The following is a 23942-nucleotide window of genomic DNA, read 5'->3' as shown; positions in this document are numbered from 1 at the left end:
GTCTTCGACGGTCAGTGTGCGGCGCTGCCGGCGTAGCGGATGGAGTCGTCGATCGTCGACAGCGCGCCGCCGACCCGGTACGACGCGCCCCGGTGGTTGTCCGGGAGTCGGTCGCCGCGACCGAACAGCTTGTGTCGCAACGTGCCCGGTTCGTACGCGCGCTCGTAGACGCCGCGCTTCTCGAGTGCCGGGACGACATGGGTGACGATGTCTTCGAACGAGCCCGGTGTGACCGCGTAGGCGACGTTGAACCCGTCGACGTCGGTCTCGTCCACCCAGTCCTGGAGTGCTTGCGCCACTTCGTCTCCGGAGCCGATGAGAACCGGACCCATGCCGCCGATGCCGCCCCACGCCGCGATGTCGCGCACGCTCCATTCCTTGCCGGACTCCGACGCCTGACGGAACGCGGCCACCGCAGACTGGATGGCGTTGCTCTCGACGTTCCCGATCGGTTCGTCGAGGTCGTAGGACGCGAGGTCGATACCCATCCAGCCCGACATGAACACCAGTGATCCCTCGTCGCTGGCGTATCGCTGGTACTCGGCGGCCTTGGCGCGTGCCGCCTCTGGGGTGGCGTCGGTGATGATCGTCAACAACGTGTAGATCCGCGCATCGTAGGGGTCTCGGCCGGCCACCACCAGCTCCTCGCGGATCTGCGAGACCACCTCGCGCAGGATGGCTTTCGTCGGAGCGGCGACGAAGATCGCCTCGGCGTTCTGCGCGGCGAAGCGACGACCGCGCGGCGACGCGCCGGCCTGATAGATCACCGGTGACCCCTGCGGGGACGGTTCTGCCAGGTGGATGCCCGGCACCGTGTAGTGCTCGCCCCGGTGCCCGATGTGATGGACCTTGGCGGGGTCGGCGAACACGCCCTGCGCTCGGTCGCGGAGCACGGCGTCGCGCTCCCACGAACCCTCCCAGAGTTTGTAGAGCACGGTGAGGTATTCGTCGGCCTGGTCATAGCGGCTGTCGTGCGCGAGTTGATCGTCGGCGCCCATGTTCCGCGCGGCGGCCGGCAGATAGCCGGTCACGACGTTCCAGCCGAGGCGTCCGCGGGTCAGGTGATCAAGCGTGGACAGTCGGCGGGCGAACGGGTAGGGGTGTTCGAATCCGGTCCCCGTGGTGATGCCGAAGCCGAGATGTTCTGTCGCGTAAGCCATCGCGGACACCAGCAGGAGCGGGTCGTTGACCGGGATCTGGGCGCCCTGCCGGATCGCCGCCTCGTCGTTGCCGGCGTACACGTCGTAGGTACCCAGCACGTCGGCGATGAACAGGCCGTCGAAGCCGCCCGTCTCCAACAACTTCGCGAGGTCGACCCAGTAGTCGAGCGTGTTGTAGTCCCAGGACCGATCGGCGGGATGTCGCCAGAGGCCGGGCGACTGGTGGGCGACGCAGTTCATGTCGAAAGCGTTGAAACGGATCTGGCGGTGGGAGTGTTCGGACACTCGTGCGATGGTGCGAGGTCGATGGCGTCGACGCCAGGTTTGCGCGCAGCGCGAATCAAAGGCGGACGGCAGATGGCAGGAGTAGTAGTGGAGGTATGCGATCCACCGAAGTCTTGATCGACGGCCTCACCCGTGTCTCGGAGAATGTCCACGCCGTCCTCGACGGGGTCACCGCCGAAGAGCTCACGTTTCGCCCCGCACCCGATGCCAACACGATCGCCTGGCTGATCTGGCACCTCACGCGCGCACAGGATGCGCAGATCGCCGGCGTCGCCGGTACCGAGGAGATATGGACGGCCGCGGGATTTCACGAGCGGTTCGGCCTGCCGTTCCCGCCCTCGGCATCCGGCTACGGACAGTCCTCCGACGAGGTCGCGCAGGTGGTCGTCGAGGCGGCGTTGCTCGCCCAGTACTACGACGCGACCCACGAGGCATCCGTCGGCTACCTGACGAGCCTGTCCGACGCCGACCTGGACACGGTGATCGACGAGAACTGGGATCCGCCGGTGACGCTGGGTGTCCGGCTGGTCAGCATCGTCGACGACGACGCCCAGCACGTGGGGCAGGCGGCCTATGTCCGGGGCCTGCGGCGCTGAAATTGGTGCGCATCGGGTCCACCGCGGTAGGGCGTGAGACCATGCCTGTGTGACGAAATCGCCGCCGACCTCCCCGGATGAGTCGGCCGCCGAGTCCTCGAACGATTCGTTGTTCACCGTCGTCCTCGCGTTCGCGATGAACATCCTGATCGCCGTGGCCAAGTCGATCGCGGCGGCGCTGACGGGCTCGGCGTCGATGGTGGCCGAGTCGGCACATTCGTGGGCCGATGCGGGCAACGAGATCTTCCTGCTGATCGCGGAACGCCGGGGCGGTCGGGGTCGCGACGGCCGTCATCCGTTCGGTTACGGCCGCGAGACCTACATCTGGTCGATGTTCGCCGCGTTCGGCCTGTTCGCGGTCGGTGCCGCGGTCTCGGTGATGCACGGAATCTCCGCGCTGACCGCGCCCGAGGAGGACACCGACTACCTCATCGGCTACGTGGTGCTCGCGATTTCGGCGTTGCTGGAAGGGGTGTCGTTCTTCCAATCCGTGCGGCAGGCCTCGGCGGGCGGGCAGCGATTCTCGATCCACCCGCTCCGATTCGTCAGCCGCACGTCCAATGCGACGTTGCGGGCCGTCTTCTTCGAGGACGCCGCGGCGTTGATCGGCCTGGCCATCGCGGCCGCCGGCATGGCGTTGCACCAGATCACCGGGCAGGCGGTGTGGGACGCCATCGGATCGATCCTCGTCGGCATCCTGCTCGGATTCATCGCGGTGTTCCTCATCAAGCGCAACGGTGAGTTCCTGCTCGGCCAGGCCGCGACTCCGGGCACGCGGACCGGGATCCTGACCGCCCTCCTGGCGCGTCCGGAGATCGATCGGGTCACCTATCTGCATGTCGAGTACGTCGGTCCGGTGCAGTACTACCTGGTTGCCGCGGTCGACATGACCGGTGACCTGGCCGAGCACGACCTCGCCGTCCGGTTGCGCAAGGTGGAGCGCGAGATCGAGCAGGACGAGAGCATCGTCGAGGCGGTGCTGACCCTGTCCACCGCCGACGAACCGTCGCTGACGCCCTGACCGCGGACGCGGCGTAGGTTGTCAGGCGTGGACCTCCGAATCTTCACCGAACCCCAACAGGGCGCCACCTACGACGATCTCCTCCGGGTGGCGCAGGCGACCGAGGAACTCGGCTTCGACGCCTTCTTCCGCTCCGACCACTACCTCGCGATGAACGTCGACGGCCTGCCCGGGCCCACCGACGCGTGGCTCACGCTGGCCGGACTCGCTCGCGAGACCTCGGCGATCCGGCTCGGCACCCTGGTCACCTCGGCCACCTTCCGCCACCCCGGACCGTTGGCGATCTCGGTCGCACAGGTGGACCAGATGAGTGGCGGGCGAGTCGAGTTGGGCCTGGGCGCAGGATGGTTCGAGGCCGAGCACGCCGCCTACGGGATTCCGTTCCCGCCGCTCGGCGAACGCTTCGATCGCCTCGAGGAATCTCTCGAGATCATCACCGGTCTCTGGCAGACCCCCGCGGGCCGTCAGTTCGACCACCAGGGTCCACATTTCGAGCTCAGCAATTCGCCCGCCCTGCCGAAGCCGGTCCAGTCGCCGCGTCCACCGATCATCGTCGGCGGTGCCGGCAAGAAACGTACGCCGGCGCTCGCCGCGCGCTTCGCCGACGAGTTCAATTCGGCCTTCTCTCCCGTCGAGACGACCAACGAGCAGATCGGGCGGGTCCGCGCCGCCTGCGCGAAGGCCGGGCGCCGGCCGGAGACGATGACGTTCTCGGCCGCTCAGGTGCTGTGCTGCGGTCGGACCGATGCCGAGCTCGCGCGGCGTGCGGAGGCCATCGGCCGGGAGGTCGACGAGCTGCGCGAGAACGGTGTTGCGGGTACCCCCGACGAGGTCGTGGCGAAGATCGAACGCTACCGGGAGGTCGGGGTCACGCGACTCTATCTGCAGACCCTCGACCTCGCCGATCTCGACCATCTCGAGCTGGTCGCGAACGAGGTCGCGCCGCAGCTCGTCAGATGAGTTCAGCGATCATCGCGCGGGTGATCCAGTCCCGATACCCGTCGACGGACCACCCGCGCTGCACGACGAGCAACTCGTAGATCTCCGGAGAGATCAAGGTCCACAACGTGTCTCGCGCGTCCTCCATGGATACGCCGGTCCGCAGATCGCCGGTCTCCGCGAGATGCGTCGCCAGCATCGTCATACCGCGAAGTCGCTGTCCCAGCGCGTCCGCCCATAGTGTCGCCAGCGCGTCGTCCGACCGCGCACCATCGCGGATCACCAGCATCAGCCGTCCGGCCCGGTGGCTTCGGGTGGCCGCGACGGTGGCGTACATCGACAGTTTGGTGGTGATGTCGGGTTCGGCGTCGATCGCCCGGGATTCGGGACGATCGGCAACGGCGACCGGTTCGTCGTCGCCGGCGAGAGCCTGATCGAACGCCTCCTTCAGCAGTCCGGCCTTGCCGCCGAACGACTTGTAGATCGTCTCCGGGGAGACCCCCGCTCGTTCGGCGATATCGGCGACGGTGACTGCATACCCACGCCGCTCGAACATCTCGGTCGCGACGAGCACGATCTCGCGACGGCGCTGTCGTGCGCGATCCCGCCGGCCGGTGGCGTCGTAGCCCCGCTGCCCATTGACTCCAGTCACCCTGTAATGAATACTCGATTTTCAATACAGGGTGACTGGAATGAAAATGGATCACGGAGGTCGTCATGACGCAGACATCGGATGCGGTGAACGTCGCTGTCCGGGCGGTGACGATCATGGGCACGGGCACCCGCGCCGACATCGAGGCGGTCACGCATCAGGACATGGTGAATCGGGAGGCGATCGACGAGCCGCCGGCGTGTCGGGGCACCGGGCCGGACGCGGTGTGGGCGACGGCACTGTGGCTGCGGTCGGCCTTCGCGGACCTGCATCACGAGCCGCATGAGGTGGTCGCGGAGGGTGATCTCGTCGTCATCCATACGACGATGTCGGGGCGACACACCGGCCCGTTCGTCGTCTACGACGAGAATGCTTCCGTGAAGCACGCTTTCGCGCCGACCGGTCGGACCTTCGCGGTCACGCAGACGCATTGGGTCCGCATGCGGGACGGCTTGTGCATCGAACACTGGGCCAATCGCGACGACATGGGTATGGGTGAACAATTGGGGTGGGTCCCGCCGACGCCGCGCTACCTGCTGAAGTGTCTGCGGGCCAAGCGGGAGGCCGTCCGTGCCGACAAGGTCGCGCGCTGACTCAGGTCCGCCCGAATGACGTGTGCATCTCCCAGAAGAGGATCTCGGCGTCGCCGGTTGCCGCCACCGGGATCTCGCCGTGGTCGGTCAGTCGCACGGCGTCGCCCTCGGCGAGGCGCTCGCTGCCCGGCAGCTCGACGGTGCCGCGCACCACGAACAGGTGACCGAAGGGTGCGGCGGGCAACGTGACCGACCGGCTGTCGGTGAGCCGGGCCGCGTGCAACGCGGCATGGCTGTTCGCGATGGACACCCCCGGGCCGTCGACGTCGCGAGGCATGCCGGAGGCGATCACGACCAGTGTTCCGAGCTCGAGTTCAGTGGTGAGATCTTTTCGGCATAACCGGGTTCGAGCCCGGAGAACTCCGGTGCCACCCACATCTGGATCACCCGCAGGGGCTGATCCTCGTCTCGTGACGACGCGTTGCCCTCCGCATGTCGGATGCCGCGGCCCGCGGTCATGCGCTGCACCATGCCCGGCGCCAGGGTTCCGGTGTTGCCGTGTGAATCCCGGTGCCGCAGGGTCCCGTCCACCACCCAGGTGAGGATCTCGGCGTCGCGGTGCTGGTGGGTGTCGAGCCCTTCGCCTGCTTGCACACGATCGTCGTTGTGGACCATCAGGACGCCGTGGGCGTTGGCGGCGAGATCGAAATTCCCGGTGGCGGGGAAGGACTGTCGCGAGTCGAGCCATTCATTGCGCCAGTGGTCTCGCTCGGCTGCCCGGATGATCCGAATCATCGTCTCGCTCCGTGTGCCTGTTCGGAAGTGAGATGGTCGGACAGCCGGGACATGATGTCGGACAAGGCCATACCGTCCTCCTCGGTCAGGGCGTCGACGAACAGTGCGCTCACGCAGCGGGCGTGATCGCGTGCCGCCGCTCGGAACGCATCCGTGCCGCCGGGGGTGAGAACCGCATAACTCCCGCGGCGGTCCTCGTCGGCCCGCTCACGGCACAGCCAGTCGCGGCGCACGAGGGTGTCGATCTGGTACGACAGCCTCGACGTCGAGAACACCAGCCGTTCCGAGAGTTCGCGCATCCGTAGCCGACGTCCCGGGGCATCGTGGAGCAGCATGAGCACCTGGTAGTCCGCGAGAGACATGCCGGCGCTCGCCCTCAGATCGTCGTCGAGGACGGTCTGAAGGCGAGCGCTGGTCTCGATGAAGACCTGCCAGGCGTCGCGACGCGGGTCGGGGGTGGTTCGACTCACCGCGACGTATGCGGCATCAGCGCATCCGGCGGGATGACCCCGAGCCGCCCGGCATTGAAGTCCTCGATGGCCTCGACGAGCTGCTGCTTGGTGTTCATCACGAACGGTCCGTACTGGAAGACCGGCTCGCGGATGGGCCGACCACCGAGAACCAGCAACTCCAGTGCGGGACGGTTCGAGTCCTGACCGGCGTCGGCGGTCGCGGTGATCCGATCGCCCTTGCCGAACACGACGAGTTGTCCCTGCTGGACAGGCCGGGCGTCGGGGCCGACCGTGCCCCGTCCCGACAGCACGTAGACCAGTGCGTTGAAGTCCGGGCGCCACGGCATCGACAGCCGCGCGCCGGGTGTGACGGTGGCGTGCGCGAACGTGATCGGTGTGTGGGTGGACCCCGGACCCGCGTTACCCTCGACCTCTCCGGCGATGATGCGGATCAGCGCGCCGGCGTCGTCGGTGGTCAGCAGCGCGGCCTGGCCGCCCTCGAGGTTCTGGTACTTGGGCGTGATGAACTTGTCCGCGGCCGGCAGGTTCACCCACAGCTGGATGCCGTGGAAGAGGCCGCCGGAGTCGACGAGTTCGGCGGGCGGCGTCTCGATGTGCAGGATGCCGGCGCCCGCGGTCATCCATTGCGTTGCCCCATTCTCGATCAGGCCGCCACCACCGGTCGAATCCTGGTGCTGGAAGCGACCGTCGATCATGTAGGTCACGGTCTCGAACCCGCGATGCGGATGCCACGACGTGCCCTTCGGCTCGCCGGGCTCATAGTCGACCTCACCCATCTGATCCATGTGGACGAACGGATCGAGGTCGGCACTCGACACGCCGGCGAACGCCCGGACCACGGGAAATCCCTCGCCCTCGAAGCCGCGGGGGCCGGTGGTCACCGACTTCACCGGCCGTTCGGTCTGGTCGGGTGTGGCGGCGCGCAACCGCGGCAGGGTCAATGTGTCGGCGGAGACAGCGGGCATGATGGGCTCCTCTCGGTAGCTCAATTTTGAGCTATACCGCATCCAACCGACGGCGCTTCGGCGGTATTCCCCGGTGGAGGTCGCCGACCGGTGATAATCGGGACATGGCGGACAGAGATATCGGGAATCGGGGAACCGGCAGTGACGACCGACCGCAGGAGCGGCAACGATTCAAGAAGCTCGCGCAGGCGGCGCTGAACGCCGACGTCACGGTGGACCAGGTCGAGAGCATCCTCGTGGACCTCGGTGACGTGCTGGTCGACATGAACAAGACCATCGGTGGCCTCGACGGTGCGATCGACACGCTCGACAGCACATTGTCGCGGCTGTCCGGAACGCTGGACCAGGTCGACTCGACGGTCGTCGCGATGGTCGACGTGGTCGACCGGCTCGAACGAGTGGTGGGGCGGGTGGAGATCCTCGTCGGGATCGGGGAAGCCGCGATGCGTCCGCTCGGCGCGATCGAGTCCGCGGGCCGCAGCGTCGCCTCGCGACTCGGACTACTCAGCTGATCGGGGGCGATGATGACGGGTATGGCAGTGGAAGAGCGGTCATTTCAGGGCCGGCACGGCGAGACGATCACCTATGACGTGAGCCGGCCCGACGGCGATGTCCGGGGGAGCGTCGTGATCGCGCACGGCCTCGGCGAACACGGTCGCCGCTATCGGCATGTCGTGGCACGACTGGTCGACGCAGGCTATCTGGTCGCGGTACCCGACCACGTGGGGCACGGTCGGTCAGGCGGCAAACGGCTACGTGTGCAACGATTCTCGGACTTCACCGACGACCTCGACAGAATCGTCGGCGAGGTCTCCGACGACGAAACGGCGGGCGAATCGCCGGCGCGGCCGACCTTCCTGATCGGCCACAGCATGGGCGGCTGTATCGCTCTCGACTATGCGCTCGACCATCAGGATCGACTGAGCGGCCTGGTGCTGTCCGGTGCGGCCGTCGTGCCCGGCGACGATCTGTCGCCGATCGCGATCAAGTTGGCACCGCTGCTCGCCCGCGTCGCACCCGGCCTGCCGACCACCGCGTTGAATTCCGCCAGCATCTCGCGCGATCCGCAGGTGGTGGCCGACTACGACGCCGACCCACTGGTCACGCGTGGCAAGATCCCGGCCGTGCTCGGCGCCGCGATGCTGTCCACGATGCAGTCGTTTCCGCGCCGCCTGCCCGGTCTACGGCTACCACTGCTGGTCATGCACGGCAGCGCCGACGCTCTCACCAGTCCCGCCGGGAGCGAGATGGTGGAACGGCTGGCCGGCTCCACCGACAAGACGTTGGTGATCTACCAGGGCCTGTACCACGAGATCTTCAACGAGCCCGAGCAGGATGAGGTGCTCGCCGAGGTGACCGACTGGCTGACCGGGCACACGCAACGCACCTGACCGGCCGTCCGCGGCCGATGCCGGCCGCGGACGGTGATCTCAGGGTGCGGGCGTGGTGGTCGGTGCGACCGGCGCGCTCGGGTCGGGAACAGTCGACGACGACGTCGTGGGAACCTGCGTCTCGATGGCCGACGGTGCCTCCGAGGTCTGCGGGGCGGTCGTCGCGGGATCTGCGCTCACGTCGGTCGGCGCGGCGGGGACGCTCGTGCCGGCGTCGGTCGACGGGATCGCGTCGACCGCAGACGTGGGCGCCTCGCTCGACTCGGTGCTCGTCGTCGATGACACCGACGATGATGCCGACTCGGATGCCTCGGTCGTCGCCGCCAGGACCTCCGGCGTCAAGGCCGGTGAGGCCTTCGCGGCGACCAGAGCCGCCTGGGTGGCCTTGGCGGCGCCCTCGGGTTCCGGGCTTCCCGACGCGTTGACGACCTGCACCTTGTCGGTGACCGGCGGTGTCGCCCGCAACGCCTCCAGGACGTGATCCTTGCCGTCGGCGAGTCCGCGTCCCCAGTTCTCCCAGGTGTGCCCGCCGTAGTTGGGCAGCGAGATCACCGATGCGCCGGACTGGGCGGCCTGCAATTGCATGAGGACCGTGGAGACCGCCGAGAGGATCTCCAGCGCCATCGCGCTGATCTGATCCTGCTGCGACAGTTTGGCCATCTCGCTCGGGGTGAGGAATCCGTTGCCCGACGAGATGATCAGGGTCTGGCCGTTCTCCTTGAGCTTGTTGACGTTCTTCGACGGATCGTTGTCCGTCCATCGCTGGCTGCCGGGCTGGCCCCACATGTTGACGATGCCGTTGGTGTAGTTCGACACCAACGTCTGCGATCCGAACACGCCGAGTGCGCCCAGCGGGTTGTCGGTCTGGTAGTACCCGGACATCGCCTGCACCACCTTGAACTGCTCGGGGTGCCGCTCGGCGAGGGTGACGGCCGGTCCACCGGACATCGACAGACCGATGATCGCGTTGTTGTTCTTGCTCACACCGAAGTTCTCGGCGAGATAGTCGGGTAGCTCGTCGGTGAGGAAAGTCTCTTCCTTGATGGTGGTGTTCTTGTCACCCGCGCCCGCATCCCAGTCGGTGTAGAACGACGACGCGCCACCCACCGGCATGACCAAGGTGGTGTCGCTCTTGGCGTCATAGACCTTCGCGGCCTGCACGTCGGTGGTCCACGCGGAGCGTTCCTCGCTGGCGCGCATGCCGTCGAGCAGATAGACGCCGTTGTCGCTGCCGCTCGACGCGCGGATCTGGACGATCACGTATTTGTTCTGCGACTGCGACCAGACCTTGCAGTTCTGGACGTAGTTGCCGGACTTGTCCCAGGTGCAGCCCTTCCGCAGGACCTCCGGGTGGCCGGTCAGCGCCGACGCCTCGTTGCCACCGGAGATCAGCGAACTGATGCCGAACAGGCCGAGGCTCAGCGCCACGACGATGGCGACACCGGCAAGGCGTCGTCGACCGCTGCGGCCCGCAGGCCGATCCGGTGTGACGTCGGCGGCGTCGGGCGCCACCTGCCATCCATCGGCGATCAAGTTCGAATCCGGGGATTCCGGTGGCGTGGACATAGGACTCCTGAAGTCATTCGTGATTTCCCCCGACGCACGGTCATCCGACGCATAGTCGTCCGTGCTGTGTGATCTGTCGTCGGAGGGGGGCCGGCTGTTACAGATCTGGCCTCCGACGACACCTGTGAAATCCCTGTGAGGTGGGCGGATTCGTCGATCGGCCGGGTCGCCCGTCCGTTCTCGGGCAAACCCGGCGCGTGTGTGGCAAGTTTGCCTTCGGAACGCTGTGATCGACGCGGCGCGAGAAAACAGGAGACCGCAGTGATACGACGTTGTCTGTTGGTGGTCGGTGCGGCCTTCGCGTTGATCTGCGGAGTGGTGTCGACGCCATCCGTGGCGCAGGCGACGCCGCTACCGAGTGCGGATCCGTTCTATCGGCCGGGTGCCGATCTCGCCGCTGCGCGTCCGGGCGCGGTCCTGCGGACCCGGCCGGTGGCGTTCGTGACGTCGGGTGTCACGGTCCCCGTCACCGCGACCCAGGTGCTCTACCGCAGCAACGACGACCTCGGCGCACCGATTGCCGGGATGACGACGATACTTCGGCCCGCGACGGCCAACGGGCGCATCGTCTCCTTCCACATGGCCTACGACGCGCTCGGTCCACAATGCGACCCGTCCTACACGCTGCAGGGCAACAAGCCCAGTCGGGCCGGGCAGTTCGAGGAGATCGCGATCGGCGGGTATCTCGCGGCCGGCTACACCGTCGTCGTCCCGGACTACGAAGGACAGCAACAGGAGTGGACGATCGGTCGACAGTCCGGTCATCTCGCCCTCGACGGGATCCGCGCCGCCGAGTCGGTGCTGCGTGTGCCACGGTCCACTCCGGTCGGGATGGTCGGCTACTCGGGTGGGTCGGTGCCCACCGGTTTCGCCGCCGAACTGGCACCGAAGTACGCACCGGAACTCGCGATCGTCGGCGCGGCGGCCGGTGGGGTCCCCGTGAACCTGGCGCACAACCTGCCCTACATCAGCGGTAGCAAGGACTGGGCTGGGGTGATGCCTGCACTGGTCGTCGCCTATCAACGTGCCTACGGCCTCGATCTCTCGTCGTTCCTGTCCCCGTACGGGCTGAGGCTGGTCAACACCGTGAGCAACCAGTGCATCATCGACTTCGCCGCTGACTATCCAGGTCTCACCGACGGCCAGATGGTCCGTGCGCCCTACCGGGGCTTTCTGCAGGTCCCGTCGGTCCGGGCAGCCATCGCCCGCAACGTCATGGGCTCGGTGGGCCGACCCCGCGTGCCGATGATGCTCGGTGTGGGACAAAAGGATTCGATCGGTGACGGAGTGATGGTCACCGCCGACGTCGCGGGACTGGCCCGTCGGTATTGTGCGCAGGGAGTGCCGACGCAATTCCATCGCTACGGCGGTGATTCGCACAGCACGGCGTTCATCCCGTTCGAGCGGGACGCGGCGATCTTCCTCAACGAGCGCTTCGCGGGACGGCCGACCGGAGGCTGCTGACCCGCGGGCCTGCGTCGGGTGGCACAGGAATCTACGTCGGAACGCGGATGTCTGCGGGCACAGGGAGGCGCATTCTGGGATCACGGCGCGGGATGAGCACCTCCCGCGTGAAACGTCCCGAGAGGCAGCCACCGATGACCACCACCTCGCCCACGCCGGCCCGACCGGCGCCGATCGACATGGCACACCATGCCCACCTGTCCGGGGTGTTCGCGCCCCAGCGGGACGAGGTCGACATCGACGACCTCGACATCGTCGGCGAGTTGCCGGCCGACCTCACCGGGGCCTACCTGCGCAACGGACCCAATCCGCGGTTCGACCCGATCGGCTCCTACGTCTACCCACTCGACGGCGACGCCATGGTCCACCGGCTCCAGCTCGGCGACGGAAAGGCGCACTACCGGAATCGATTCGTCCGGACCCCGATGGTGGTGGCCGAGGAGGCGGCCGGACACGCGATCTGGTCGGGACTCACCGACGGGTACACGCCGCCGGCCGCCGAGGTCGGTCCCGACCTCGCGGGCACGTTCCGGCAGCTGCCGGACATCAACATCGTGTCGCACGCAGGTCGGCTGCTGGCCATGGCCGAATCAGACCAGCCGTACCGGATCGACTGCACCGACCTCGCCACGATCGGCCGCGAGAGTTTCGGCGGCGCCATGCCGGCGGGGACCACCGCCCATCCGAAAATCGATCCGACCACCGGCGAGCTCGTCATCTTCAACTACGTGTTCGAGGCGCCCTATCTCACCTGGTCGGTGCTGGGATCGGACGGACTCGTCCGTCGACCACCGACCCCGGTCGACGGCGTCGACGTCCCACTGATGATCCACGACATGGCGCTGACCTCGCGGTACGTGGTTCTCTTCCTGTGCCCGTTGGTCTTCGACATCGAGGGCATGGTCTCCGGTGGTGGCCTCCTGCAATGGCAGCCGGACCGTGGCACCCGCATCGCGCTCGTCCCGCGTGACGGGGGAGCCATCCGGTGGATCGACTCGGTTCCGATGTGGGTGTGGCACTTCGCGAACGCGTTCGACAACCCGGATGCCGACTCGGTGACCGTCGACTACGTGGAGTGGACGTACCCGGGTGCCTTCGCCCGCGAATCCGCCCCGGCCACATCGGCGTTGGTGCGCGCGGTGCTGGACCCCGTGCGCGGGACCATCACCCGCACCACGCTCGGCGGTGGAGCCGATGTCGAGTTCCCGAGGGTCGACGACCGGATGCTGACCCGCCCGCATTCCCGGATCGCCACCGTCGGCCGGAGCGACGGCGATGTCGGGGGACGGGAGAGCCTGTGGTTCCACGACCTCGGCACGGGAAGCGAAACCTGTTGGCGCTCCGATGTTGCCATCGGCGAGCCGATCTACATGCCGGGCGCCGACCAGGACTACTGGGGCGCGTTCGGGACGGACCCGGCGGACCTGACGTCGTACTTCTATGTGCTCGCCGCCGACGACCCGGCGGCGGGACCGCTGGCCACCGTCCGGATGCCCATCCGCGTGCCCGCCGGCCTGCACGGAACCTGGCTGCCCGCGCAGTGAGGACGGCAGGGTAACCGCTACGGCAAGTTCTCCCGGAAATGCGCCCGGGCCCGTCCTCCCGGAAATGCGCCCCGGAAATGCGCCCGCCGTGGGGCTGCCATCGACAGATCGTCGACGACGGCCCCACGGCGGGCGGTTTTCCGGGGCGTTTTTCCCTGGCTCAGGTCAGGCGTCGTAACCCAGCAACGACTTCACCTCGAGGAACTCGTCGAAGGCGTAGTCGCCCCACTCGCGGCCGTTGCCGCTCTGCTTGTAGCCGCCGAATGGTGCGACGGGATCGAGCTGAGCGCCGTTCAGCGAGATGGAGCCGGCTCGGATGCGGGACCCGACCTTGCGCACCTCGTCGACGTCCTTACCCGAAACATAGCCGGCGAGACCGTATTCGGTGTCGTTGGCGATCTCGACCGCGCTGTCGACCGAGTCGTAGCCGATCATCACCAGCACCGGTCCGAACACCTCGGTGCGGGCGATCTCCATGTCGTTGGTGACGTCGGAGAAGACCGTGGGCTTCACGTAGTAGCCGGTCGGCAGGTCATCGGGACGGCCCGCTCCGCCGAAGACCACATTCGCGCCGTCGCCGACGGCCCGCTCGATGAGTCCCTGGATCTTGTCGAACTGTGCCTCCGACACCACCGGTCCCAGGCGCACATCGCCACTCGGGTCGCCGACGGTCAGGGTGTCCTGCACCGACTTCGCCGCCTCGGCGGCCTCCGCGAGCCGGGCCGCGGGCACCAGCATGCGGGTCGGTGCGTTACAGGACTGCCCCGAGTTCATCATGACCGCGGCGACGCCGCCCGCGACGTTGGCTGCGAAGTCCTCGTCGTCGAGGATCACGTTCGGGCTCTTGCCGCCGAGCTCCTGCGAGACGCGCTTCACCGTCGGTGCGGCATTCTTGGCGACCTCGATGCCGGCACGGGTGCTGCCGGTGAACGACACCATGTCGATGCCGGGATGCGACGAGATGGCCGCACCGACGCCCGGGCCGTCACCGTTGACCAGGTTGAACACACCTGCGGGAACGCCTGCGGCGTCGAAGATCTCGGCGACGATGGCCGCGCTGAAAGGTGCGATCTCGGACGGCTTGAGAACCATCGTGCAGCCGGTGGCCAGAGCCGGCGCGACCTTGACCATCACCTGGTTGAGCGGCCAGTTCCACGGCGTGATGAAGCCGCAGACGCCGATCGGTTCCTTGACGATGCGCGACGTCCCGCGATCCTCACTGAAGGTGAAGGTGGGCAGCTGTGCCGCCGCTGTCATGAGATGTGCCAATCCGATGGGCACCTGGACGTTGTTGGACAGCCCACTCGGAGCGCCCATCTCCTCGGTGACCGCTGCGGCGAGGTCGGGCATCCGCTTCTGGTACTCGGCGACGACGGCGTTCAGGATGTTCACCCGGTCCTCGACGCTGGTCTGGCTCCACGTGGTGAACGCCTTGCGGGCTGCGTCGACGGCGGCGTCGACATCTGCTGCGGTACCGAGGGCGACGTGGCCGGCGGCCTTCTCGGTGGCGGGGTTGATCACGTCGACCAGATTCAATTCGGTGGGCTCCACCCACTGGCCGTCGATGTAGAACTTCGTGATCTCGCGCATGTGTTCCTCCGTCTTGACGCGGTGTTGTCCACACCACACTATGCCCGTTCCGGGACTCGGTGGCGAGCCTTTGAGGAAACGTTCGTTGTCAGATGGAATTCTCGAATTGAGACGGGGAATCCGTCGGGTCCGGGCCGGCGATCACTAGGCTGGTGCCATGATCTTCATCGTCGCAAAATGGCCGGTCAAGCCCGAGTTCGCCGAGGAGTGGCCGGATCTCGTGAAGGATTTCACCGAGGCCACCCGGGCCGAGCCGGGGAACAAGTGGTTCGAGTGGTCGCGCAGCCTCGAGGACCCGAACGTCTACGTCCTCGTCGAGGCCTTCGACGACGATGCCGCCGAGGCGCACGTGACCAGCGCGCACTTCACCACGGCGACGACGGAGCTGCCGAAGTACCTCCAGCGGACGCCGGACATCATCAATTTCTCGCTCGAACAGGACGCCTGGTCGCAGCTGGGCGAGATGGCGGTCGACTGACAACCCGGAGCTGATGCCACAACAATTTCTTGTGGCTGCACAAGGTCGGGGCGTCTTCCGCTGATCCTCGGTCTCGCCGACCCTTGAATCATGACCGCAACACTCGACCGCCCCGCTCGCCCGACGGAGTCTCCCCGAGGAGCCGGATCCGCGCGCCGGCGCTTTCTGGGAGCACTCGACTCACGCGGGCAGGTCGTCGAGCACCTGACGCCGAACTGGTTCGGCGCGGTGATGGGGACGGGCATCGTCGCGAATGCTGCGGTGGCGTTGCCACTGCATTCGGCGGCGCTCGTCGGGTTCGCGACCGTCGTGTGGGTGATCGCGGCCCTGATGCTGACGACCATCTCCGCAGGCTTCATCGCGCATTGGGTCCGCCACCCGCAGAACGCCCGCGACTACGCCTCCCACCCGGTGATGTCGCAGTTCTACGGCGCCATCCCGATGGCGCTGCTCACCGTCGGGGCCGGCACCCTGCACCTGGGCGCACCGCTGATCGGGCAGACCCCGGCGGTGTGGATCGGCGGCGCGCTCTGGGCCCTGGGAACCGCTGCGGGCCTGGTCACGTGCGTGTGGGTGCCGTTCTCGATGATGACCGCGGAGCGACGCCACGAGGTCCGTGCGCTCCCGGCCTGGCTGATGCCGGTCGTGCCGCCGATGGTCTCCGCCGCAACCGGTGCCGCCCTCATCGAGTTCGTGCCCGAAGGTCAGGCACGCCTCGCGTTACTGGCCGGCTGCTACGCACTGTTCGGGATGAGTCTCGTGTTCGGGATGATGACGCTGGCCATGATCTATGCCCGACTGCTGCACGGCGGGGTGCCGGTCTCGACGTCCGCACCGACGATCTGGATCACCCTCGGCATCATCGGTCAGTCGATCACCGCAGCCAACCTCCTGGGCGCGCACGCAGACCTGGTTTTCAGTGGCGATCAGGCGCCGATCGCTTTGGGGTGCAAGATCTTCGGCATGATCTTCGGCTTGGCGATGGCCGGCTTCGGTGTGGCGATGTTCGCACTCGCGACCGCGGTCACGGTGCGGTCGATCCGCGCGGGTATGCCGTTCGCCCTCACCTGGTGGAGCTTCACCTTCCCGGTGGGCACCTGCGTGACCGGCCTGAGCGCGTTGGGTCTCGCCCTCGGCGCCGGCCCGATCCAGGATGCCTCCGAGGTGCTCTACGTCGTACTCCTCACCGCCTGGGTGATCGTCGCGACCCGCACCGCACACGCAGCATTCACCGGCCGCGCCTTCCTCGCGGCGTAGCCTTCTCAGCCGCGACGGCGAATACGCAGCGCGCGTCCCGCCGACGCGACGCCGGCGGCGACCGCGAGTACGACCATCGGCGCGACGATGCCGACCGACGGCGTGATCGTGGTGATCAGCACCGGCAGCCCGAAACCGAGATAGCAGGCGACATAGAAGATCCCGGTGACCGCGCCGCGGTGGTGGCGCGGGGTCATCGCCTCGACGTCCATCAGACCGTCCCGCAGACACAGCCCATAGGCGAGGCCCAGCACGACGGACGTCACCACGAACAGCAGCATCGTCGGGTGGGCGCCGGCGACCGCGGCCAGGACGAAGCCCACGGCCGCCAGCGCGGCGCCGACGACACCGGTCATCTGCCCCGTGTGGGCGCGGCGCACCACGAACTGGATCAGCACGCCGGAGCCGAGACTCAGCGCGGCCGCCACGCCAGGCACCCATGCACCGTCGAAGCGATCACTGATCCGGGCCGCCATCACCACCACGGCCACGGTCACCGAGGAGAACACCCATAGCGCCATCGGCACCGACCACGACAGTGCCAGCCCCACCGACCGCTCGCCGATGTCGGTGATGTCGGACGTGCCCGCGGTGTGGTCGGGATCGACGGCCGGCGTCAACGCCAGTGCGGCCGCGGCGACGAGCAGCGACACCACACCGCTCACCGCGAACGGCACCTCCAGGCGGTGCGGGGCGAACTCGGCAAGCACCCCCGTGATGACCGGGCCGAGCGCGAAACCCGTTGTCAGCAGGGCACCGGCGAGCGTCGCCCCCGACCGGCCCCGGAGGTCGGCCGCCCACGCGGTGCCGGCGCTGATCGTCAGCCCGGCGCCGAGTCCCACCACGAGTCGGCCGATGAGCACCCCGGCCTGGTCGTGCCAGACGATCATCATCAGGTTGCCGAGACCGGCCAGGACCGCGCCGGTCAGGACGACCGGTCGGCGCCCGACCCGATCGGACAGCGTGCCGCCGCCGAACAGTCCGGGCAGCAGCCCGAGTGCGTAGATGCCGAATGCGCCGTCGAGGACGGTCGCGGACAGTCCTTCGTCGGCCTTGAGCACGGGGATCATCGAAGCGAAATGATTGGCACCCCAGCCCGTGGTGAACAGCACCATCAGGACGGCGGGCAGCGCGAAACGTCTGGGGGCGGTAGCGGCGGTGGTCATCGGATGTGATTCTGCCGGTTATAGGGTTGGCGCAACGTACCGAGGATCGGTCGGCAGCAGGGAGGCGTCATCGATGACCGTCGACGAACACGGGTTCCACCCGGATCTGGCCCGCACTGCGCGGTTCCTACCGCGCTCAGTCGTCGGCCCGCGGACCCTCCCGGTCATCCGGCTGGTCCAGAACGGTATGGCACGGGTACAGCGCGCCGCCGATGTCGAGGTGCGATCGCTGTCGACGGGTGGTGCCGTCCGGATCTTCCGGCCCGACAACGTCGCCGGTGACGCACCCGCCCTGGTGTGGATGCACGGCGGTGGCTACCTGATCGGCAAGGCCCAGCAGGACGACGCGCTCTGTCGGCGGTTCAGCCGTAATGCGGGTGCAGTTGTGGTGTCAGTCGACTACCGACTCGCTCCCGACCACCCGTTCCCGGCGGCACTCGACGATTGCCATGCTGCCGTGGCGCTGGTGCGCGAACTGGACGGGGTGGACCACTCGCGCATCGCGATCGGCGGAGCCAGCGCCGGCGGCGGGCTCGCCGCGCAACTCGCCCTGCGGATTCGGGACAACGGCGAACCGACGCCGGTACTCCAGTTGCTCGTCTATCCGATGCTCGACGACCGCACGGGCGCCGACGGTGCATCGAGCATGGAGGACAGCCTGCGGATGTGGAGCAGCACGTCCAACCGCTACGGATGGGCCGGCTACCTCGGCGCCGCCGACCCCGCCGACGTGGTACCGGCGCGATGCGACGACCTGTCCGGACTCGCGCCGGCCTGGATCGGTGTCGGCACGCTGGACCTGTTCCACGACGAGGATCTGGCGTACGCGCAGCGACTTCGGGACGCGGGTATCTCCTGCGAGATCGAGACGATCCCGGGAGCTTTCCACGGATTCGACCTGGTGAACCCGACAGCGCCGGTGTCCCGGGAGTTCTTCCGCCTGCAGACCGCCGCGCTGAGGGCGTCCTTCGAGGCGCAGAGCTAGCTGATACTGCTGGCGACCGCGATGACCACCCCCGCGACGGTCAGGACGCCGACCACCGCGAACGCCCCGATCGCCCGATTCCTGCGGTGGTGAGTGAGGGCGTTGATGCCGACACCGATGCCGATGAGGATGGCCGCGGCGTAGACGGCGATGCCGAGCGTGAGGGCGGCTGCATTCGCATCGGCCATGGCCAGGTTCGTGGTCATGAGTCGAGTAGATCACGACTGCACAGAGGCGCCGACGGCACCTTGGGGCGGGCAGATCGCGGGTCAGCTGTCGGCGTCGCTCGACGACTCGCTGCCGGATGTTGCTGCATCAGCGTCTGAATCGGCGGAATCGCCGCTGGGCCCGTCCGAGCCACCGTCGGCGTCCGCGGTCTCGCCCGTGGAGTCGTCGTCGGTGGATTCGCTCGTCGATGTCGATTCGGGGGATGACGAATCAGACGGGGACGAATCAGGCGCCGTTGTGTCAGGGGCCGCCGATCCGTCGGACGCGCCGTCATCGGATGGCGCCGCTTCGGCCGGCGACCACCCGTCGCCGACAGGTGGTGCGGTCGAATCCGGTGCTGTGGGTGTCGGTGCCGAGCTGTGGGTCTCGGGATCCGAGGTCTCCGTCACCTGCGGTGTCGAGGCCCGGGCGCCGGTGTCATGTCCGGTCGCCGTCGCCGACGGCATCGTCACGCTGTACGGCGCGGGTGCCGGGGTGGACGGGGCCGCGTGCACCGGTACCGCCGCGGACGCGACGGCGGGCGCCTGGATCGGGTAGAACGCCTCGGCCGCCCGGTCCCATTGCCGGACATCGTCTGAGGTGTACCCGATCCCGAGCTCGTCGTGGATGAGTTGCAGCAGAAGCGTCAACGGATGGTGGGCGTCGTAGACCACGTAGGTCGAGTTGCCCTCGGCACTCACGAGGATCGTCGGATCACCCAGGTCGTAGAGGTTGGCGTAGGACTGACTGCCGTTGCCGGAGTGAATGGTGAGGAAGCCCGCGCCGTTGACGATCAGCGAAGAGATCGGGCGGTACCAGATCCACTGGAAATTGGCGACCGGATCTCCGACGACGATCACCGACACCACATCGACCTCGCCGGTCGCGGCGGGGTCGCGCGCACCATTCGAGTCGATGCCGATGACACCCGCCGCCTGGGGCAGCAACGGCATGCCGGTCAGCCACGACTTGATGCCCCAGGGGCTGCGTGGATCGGACGCCAGCACGATCTTGGTGCTCGCGGGGTCGAGCAGTCCTTCGTCGGCCGCCTTCTCGGCGGCATCGCCGAGGGCGTCCGCGCCTTGGGAGTACCCGGTGTAGATGACGAAGGGGCGGTCGCCCGACAGATCCGAGAATGCCCGCATCACCCGGATGTTCTGGCTGATCGCCGTGGCCTTGGAGTCATCGTACGTCGGCGAGAGGAACGGTTGGGAGCCGGATTGTCCCGCGATGATCGGCCAGAAGGACTGCGGGTAGTTGATGATCAGCGTCTGCCGCTTGCCCATGAAGGCGTGGTTGCGGGGGAGCAGGGTCAGGTCGTCGGTACCGGGCGTGACCACCACGATCGTGTCCGGATGCAGGGTGCCGAACATGTCGCGCGGGTTGTCGGGATACGTCGCGTCCGACACGGTCCCATCGGCGATGAGACCGCCGACCGCGGCAGCGGACCCGGTGGATGCCAGCGCGGACGGGGCAACGGACCCCATGCACAGGGCACATGCACTCGCTGATGCTGCGGCCAACAGCGTTGCACGCCTTCGGCTCTCGACAACCGGACGTCGACCATCCGCCCGATGCCTGCCGCTGTACGTGGCCACCGCGTCCTCCTTGTCCTGTGCCGATCGACGCCCGGGAAGTGTCGTCGTCGGAGTCAGGCATGGACACCGTAGCCCGCTTTGCTATCACGGATCGATAGTCCATAAAGACTAATTCTGTGCACGGTGGCCGAACACGGCTGTGCCGGTCTGCAGGAACGGTCAGTTGTCGGCGCTGGGGCCGGACCCGGAATCGTCGTTCGACGACGACCCGCTGTCGGCGGATGATTCGTTGTCGCCGTTGTCGCCGTTGTCGCCGCGGTCGCCAGGCTCGGTGGTGTCGGCGCGCTCCGCGTCGTTCCCCACCTCGTGGCCGGAAGTATCGGGGCTGGAAGTATCGGGGTCAGGGGACTCGCGGTCGGGGGTCTCGGCGTCAGCCGTATCCGTGTTCGGCACACGGCCGGTCGAGTATCCGGTGGTCGAATCATCGCCGGTGGTCGAATCATCTGCGGTCGGCGTCGCGGTCGTCGACTCGGGCGGGGGTGTTTCGGTGTGGCTCGTGGTCGCTGCTGAGGCGGGGGACGCCGGGGACTCCGGGGACGGTGTGGTCGATGTCTTCTCGCCTGTCGCGACGGAGGACGGGATCGTGACGTGGTAGCCGGGTGAGCGGGGTTCGCCCTGCGAGTGACGGATCGACGGTGCGGGGGCCACCGGTATCGCGGCGTTCTCCGGGGTCGGTCGCCGGATCGGGTAGAACTCCTCGGCGGCCTGATCCCAGGTGTCGAGATCGTCGGCGGTGTAGGGGATCCTGAGGCCGTCGTGCACCATCTGTTGCAGCAGGGTCAGCGGATGATGCGCGTCATAGATCTCGTAGGTCGTGTTGCCGCTCCGGTAGGTCGTCGGATCGCCGAGTTCGTCGAGGTCGGCGTAGGTCTGGCTGCCGAGGCCGGTGTGGATCGCGAGAAATCCGGCACCGTTGACGGCCAGGGATGCGAACGGGCGATTCCAGACCCACTGGAAGTCGGCGACCGGATCGCCGACGATGACCACCGACGTGACGTCGATGTCGCCGGTGGCGGCCGGGTCTCTGGCGCCGTTCGGATCGGCGCCGATCGCGCCGAAGAACTGTGACAGGAAAGGCATGTCGGGAATCCACGACTTGAATCCCCACGGGCCGCGAGGGTCCGACACCAGGATCGCGCGCGTGGTGCCGGGGTCGAGGACGCCGTCGGCGACCCCGCGGGCCAGGGCGTCCCCGAGCGCATCCGCTCCTTGCGAGAACCCGGTGTAGAAGGCCGGCGGTCGATCCTGGCCCAGGCCGGCGAACGCCGCCATGATGCGCAGATTCAGCTCGACGGCAACGTCTTTGGAGTCGTCATAGCCAGGGGAGAAGATGGACAGTCGTCCCGATCGGCCCGAGATGATCGGCCAGATCGACTGAGGGTAGTTGACGACGTACGTCGGTCGGCAACCGACGATCAGGTCGTTTCGGGGGAACAGCAGCAGGTCATCGGTTCCGGGCGTGACCACCATGACGGTGGTGGTCGGGATGTCGGGGAACATGTCCCGGAGGTTGTCGGCGCGGGTCCCGTCGTAAATGGTGCCGTCGCCGATCATCGTGTCGATGAACGACGGCATGTGTGGATCGGCAGATGCCGTCGCTGCCGGAGCGACCAACCCGATGCACACCGTGCAGACCGCCGCCGAGGTCGCGGTGAGTGCCCACGGTATCGCTCGACGATGCGAACGCCTCGAGTCGTCCCTCCGATGTCGACCGACTCTGGTGCGGGCCACGGCATCTCCTTCGCGGAATCGAGACCGACACCGGGTCGATCGGTGATGTCGACGAATGCCGGCGGCGATGACCCGAGCGTATAAGAAGTTTGCCGAAACTGATCCGACATAAGGGAAGTCGAATCATGTGTGATGACGTGATGCCGTGGTGGATTACAGCGGATGTTGAGGTCGCGCCGAATTCGGGACGCACGTATGAGAACATCATTCTTGTGAACCAGAACAGAGTTCTTGAATCGGTGCATCGGTGATGAAGGCCGACGACCTGTTCCATGTCGGGATCGTCACCGACGATCTGGACGCGACGCGGGCGCAGCTCTCGGCGCTCCTGCACTACGAATGGGGCCCCGAGATCGGCGCCCCCATCGAGGTGACCCTCGCGGACGGGCCGGCGACGGTGGAGATCACCTGCGCCTACTCGACCACGACGCCGCGACTCGAGGTCATCCGCAGTGTGCCGGGGACCTTCTGGGAAACGGTGGGCGGCTCAGGGCTTCACCACGTCGGCTACTGGTCCGACGACGTCGGCGCCGACGCCGCCGAGCTGGAGAGACTCGGATATGTCACCGAGGCCACCCGCAGCGCCCCCGACGGTTCCCCGTTCTTCGTATTCATGCGTAGTGACACCGGCTTTCGGATGGAGCTCGTGACCAGGGCGGCGGAACCATCGCTGCGACAGTGCTGGGCGGATCGATCATGACCACCGTCGGCGTCGTCACCGGTGCGGGGCGTGGCATGGGCCTCGAGTGCGCGCGGCGGCTCACCACGTCGGTCGACGCTCTGGTGCTGGTGGACTTCGACGGTGCGGCGGTTACCGCAGCCGCCGAAGACCTGTCCGCCGACGGAGGCGCCGTGGTCGAGCCGTTCGTTCTCGACGTCACCGACGTCGAGGGGCTCGATCGGTTGGCCGCGCGACTCCGTGAGCTCGGCGCGCTGCGGGCGATCGCCCATGTCGCGGGGATCTCACCCACCATGGCCGAGTGGCAACGGATCTTCACCGTCGACCTGATCGGGACGGCGCTGCTGGCCGACGCGCTTCGGCCACTCGCGGTCGCCGGTACGGCCTGGGTCTGCTTCGCGTCGATGGCGCCGGTCATCGGCGGCATCGAGGTCGACGCCGCCACCGCCGCCGTGCTCGACGATCCACTGCACGAAGACTTTCTCGAACGGGTCCGCGAGAGTTTCGGACCGATGGTCGAGCATCCCGGCGTCGCCTACTCGCTGGCGAAGCTCGGGGTCACCCGGTTCGTTCAGCAGGAGGCCGTGCGGCTCGGTCCGGCGGGAGGTCGCATCTGCTCGATCTCGCCCGGTCTCATCGACACCCCGCAGGGCAGGCAGGAGGCCGCCGACAATCCGCGGATGGCCGCATGGGCCGAGCAGACACCACTCGGTCGACTCGGACGAGCCGACGAGGTCGCCGCGGTCGTGGAGTTCGTGTTGTCGGATTCGGCGAGCTTCCTCAACGGCACCGATCTGTTGGTCGACGGAGGTCTGTGCGCGGCCGTGCGTGGCCCGCAAACGCAGGTCAATGCCTCGGCCGAATGAC

At 67.5% G+C, this 23942-nt stretch carries 23 protein-coding genes and 1 pseudogene; 13 read left to right on the top strand and 11 right to left on the bottom strand.

Features of this window, described 5'->3' with window-relative positions; translation table 11 throughout:
- Positions 1-11: 11 nt before the first annotated feature.
- On the bottom strand, positions 12-1400 hold the full coding sequence (locus D7316_RS08215) for an LLM class flavin-dependent oxidoreductase (protein WP_232017153.1): 1389 nt from the start codon (positions 1398-1400) through the stop codon (positions 12-14).
- A 140-nt stretch (positions 1401-1540) separates the two neighbouring features.
- Between D7316_RS08215 and D7316_RS08210 the strand changes: the two genes are divergently transcribed.
- From D7316_RS08210 to D7316_RS08200, 3 genes are read left to right on the top strand one after another with little or no spacing between them, the layout of a single operon-like run.
- Positions 1541-2041 carry a mycothiol transferase gene (locus tag D7316_RS08210; protein WP_124707850.1) on the top strand — a complete coding sequence of 167 codons (501 nt, stop codon included), beginning with the start codon at positions 1541-1543 and terminating at the stop codon, positions 2039-2041.
- Positions 2042-2090: 49 nt separating this feature from the next.
- A complete protein-coding gene (locus D7316_RS08205; RefSeq protein ID WP_269462491.1) occupies positions 2091-3062 on the top strand; it encodes a cation diffusion facilitator family transporter in 972 nt (323 codons plus the stop codon).
- Positions 3063-3089: 27 nt separating this feature from the next.
- Positions 3090-4022: an LLM class F420-dependent oxidoreductase gene (locus D7316_RS08200; protein ID WP_124707849.1), complete on the top strand. Its 933-nt coding sequence runs from the start codon at positions 3090-3092 to the stop codon at positions 4020-4022.
- On the opposite strand, the gene D7316_RS08195 is transcribed toward D7316_RS08200, so the two are convergent.
- Positions 4015-4653 (bottom strand): TetR/AcrR family transcriptional regulator, encoded by a 639-nt coding sequence (locus D7316_RS08195; RefSeq protein WP_124707848.1) that lies wholly within the window; start codon positions 4651-4653, stop codon positions 4015-4017. The two genes, D7316_RS08200 and D7316_RS08195, sit on opposite strands and share 8 nt — an antisense overlap.
- Before the next feature lie 65 nt (positions 4654-4718).
- Here D7316_RS08195 and D7316_RS08190 point away from each other — a divergent pair, with 65 nt between their 5' ends.
- On the top strand, positions 4719-5246 hold the full coding sequence (locus D7316_RS08190) for an ester cyclase (protein ID WP_124707847.1): 528 nt from the start codon (positions 4719-4721) through the stop codon (positions 5244-5246).
- A gap of 1 nt (position 5247) precedes the next feature.
- Here D7316_RS08190 and D7316_RS08185 read toward each other — a convergent pair.
- The 3 genes and pseudogenes from D7316_RS08185 to D7316_RS08175 form a co-directional block, all read right to left on the bottom strand.
- A pseudogene (locus tag D7316_RS08185) lies at positions 5248-5981 on the bottom strand (pirin family protein).
- On the bottom strand, positions 5978-6451 hold the full coding sequence (locus tag D7316_RS08180) for a MarR family winged helix-turn-helix transcriptional regulator (protein ID WP_124707846.1): 474 nt from the start codon (positions 6449-6451) through the stop codon (positions 5978-5980). The pseudogene D7316_RS08185 and the gene D7316_RS08180 overlap by 4 nt, the downstream one beginning before the upstream one ends.
- The gene (locus D7316_RS08175; protein WP_124707845.1) at positions 6448-7419 is read right to left on the bottom strand and encodes a pirin family protein; all 972 of its coding nucleotides are present in this window, start codon (positions 7417-7419) and stop codon (positions 6448-6450) included. Before D7316_RS08175 ends, D7316_RS08180 begins: the two co-directional genes overlap by 4 nt.
- Before the next feature lie 104 nt (positions 7420-7523).
- On the opposite strand from D7316_RS08175, the gene D7316_RS08170 reads away from it, so the two are divergent.
- A complete protein-coding gene (locus D7316_RS08170) occupies positions 7524-7931 on the top strand; it encodes a hypothetical protein (protein WP_124707844.1) in 408 nt (135 codons plus the stop codon).
- A 21-nt stretch (positions 7932-7952) separates the two neighbouring features.
- Positions 7953-8810, top strand: a complete 858-nt coding sequence (locus D7316_RS08165; RefSeq protein WP_124707843.1) for an alpha/beta hydrolase — start codon at positions 7953-7955, stop codon at positions 8808-8810.
- Positions 8811-8849: 39 nt separating this feature from the next.
- Here the strand turns inward: D7316_RS08165 and D7316_RS08160 are convergent, their stop codons facing one another.
- Positions 8850-10376: an alpha/beta hydrolase gene (locus D7316_RS08160; protein WP_124707842.1), complete on the bottom strand. Its 1527-nt coding sequence runs from the start codon at positions 10374-10376 to the stop codon at positions 8850-8852.
- Between the two features lie 261 nt (positions 10377-10637).
- Here D7316_RS08160 and D7316_RS08155 point away from each other — a divergent pair, with 261 nt between their 5' ends.
- Positions 10638-11840: a lipase family protein gene (locus tag D7316_RS08155; RefSeq protein WP_232016819.1), complete on the top strand. Its 1203-nt coding sequence runs from the start codon at positions 10638-10640 to the stop codon at positions 11838-11840.
- A gap of 134 nt (positions 11841-11974) precedes the next feature.
- The gene (locus tag D7316_RS08150; protein WP_124707841.1) at positions 11975-13384 is read left to right on the top strand and encodes a carotenoid oxygenase family protein; all 1410 of its coding nucleotides are present in this window, start codon (positions 11975-11977) and stop codon (positions 13382-13384) included.
- Between the two features lie 165 nt (positions 13385-13549).
- On the opposite strand, the gene D7316_RS08145 is transcribed toward D7316_RS08150, so the two are convergent.
- Positions 13550-14974 (bottom strand): aldehyde dehydrogenase family protein, encoded by a 1425-nt coding sequence (locus D7316_RS08145; RefSeq protein ID WP_124707840.1) that lies wholly within the window; start codon positions 14972-14974, stop codon positions 13550-13552.
- Between the two features lie 157 nt (positions 14975-15131).
- Between D7316_RS08145 and D7316_RS08140 the strand changes: the two genes are divergently transcribed.
- The gene (locus D7316_RS08140) at positions 15132-15452 is read left to right on the top strand and encodes a putative quinol monooxygenase (RefSeq protein WP_124707839.1); all 321 of its coding nucleotides are present in this window, start codon (positions 15132-15134) and stop codon (positions 15450-15452) included.
- A gap of 90 nt (positions 15453-15542) precedes the next feature.
- Positions 15543-16709, top strand: coding sequence for a TDT family transporter (locus D7316_RS08135; protein ID WP_124707838.1), 1167 nt, complete (start codon positions 15543-15545; stop codon positions 16707-16709).
- A gap of 5 nt (positions 16710-16714) precedes the next feature.
- Here the strand turns inward: D7316_RS08135 and D7316_RS08130 are convergent, their stop codons facing one another.
- Positions 16715-17875: an MFS transporter gene (locus tag D7316_RS08130; protein WP_124707837.1), complete on the bottom strand. Its 1161-nt coding sequence runs from the start codon at positions 17873-17875 to the stop codon at positions 16715-16717.
- A 73-nt stretch (positions 17876-17948) separates the two neighbouring features.
- Here D7316_RS08130 and D7316_RS08125 point away from each other — a divergent pair, with 73 nt between their 5' ends.
- Positions 17949-18860: an alpha/beta hydrolase gene (locus tag D7316_RS08125; RefSeq protein ID WP_124707836.1), complete on the top strand. Its 912-nt coding sequence runs from the start codon at positions 17949-17951 to the stop codon at positions 18858-18860.
- On the opposite strand, the gene D7316_RS08120 is transcribed toward D7316_RS08125, so the two are convergent.
- The 3 genes from D7316_RS08120 to D7316_RS08110 all read right to left on the bottom strand — a co-directional run bounded on the left by D7316_RS08120 (position 18857) and on the right by D7316_RS08110 (position 22240).
- Complete coding sequence (locus tag D7316_RS08120; protein WP_124707835.1) at positions 18857-19066, bottom strand: hypothetical protein; 210 nt, start codon at positions 19064-19066, stop codon at positions 18857-18859. The genes D7316_RS08125 and D7316_RS08120 overlap by 4 nt on opposite strands.
- Before the next feature lie 63 nt (positions 19067-19129).
- Positions 19130-20554: an alpha/beta hydrolase family protein gene (locus tag D7316_RS08115; protein WP_232016818.1), complete on the bottom strand. Its 1425-nt coding sequence runs from the start codon at positions 20552-20554 to the stop codon at positions 19130-19132.
- 270 nt (positions 20555-20824) lie between these two features.
- Entirely contained in the window at positions 20825-22240 is a 1416-nt protein-coding gene (locus D7316_RS08110) for an alpha/beta hydrolase family protein (protein WP_124707834.1), read from the bottom strand.
- A 406-nt stretch (positions 22241-22646) separates the two neighbouring features.
- Between D7316_RS08110 and D7316_RS08105 the strand changes: the two genes are divergently transcribed.
- Complete coding sequence (locus D7316_RS08105; RefSeq protein ID WP_124711194.1) at positions 22647-23096, top strand: VOC family protein; 450 nt, start codon at positions 22647-22649, stop codon at positions 23094-23096.
- Positions 23093-23941: an SDR family oxidoreductase gene (locus tag D7316_RS08100; RefSeq protein ID WP_124707833.1), complete on the top strand. Its 849-nt coding sequence runs from the start codon at positions 23093-23095 to the stop codon at positions 23939-23941. The genes D7316_RS08105 and D7316_RS08100 overlap by 4 nt, the downstream gene beginning before the upstream one ends.
- The last annotated feature ends 1 nt before the right edge of the window (position 23942 follow it).

Origin of the sequence: Gordonia insulae (assembly GCF_003855095.1) — a bacterium.
In the GTDB taxonomy this organism is placed as follows: Bacteria; Actinomycetota; Actinomycetes; order Mycobacteriales; family Mycobacteriaceae; genus Gordonia; species Gordonia insulae.
This window is presented reverse-complemented; position numbering and strand designations above follow the sequence as displayed.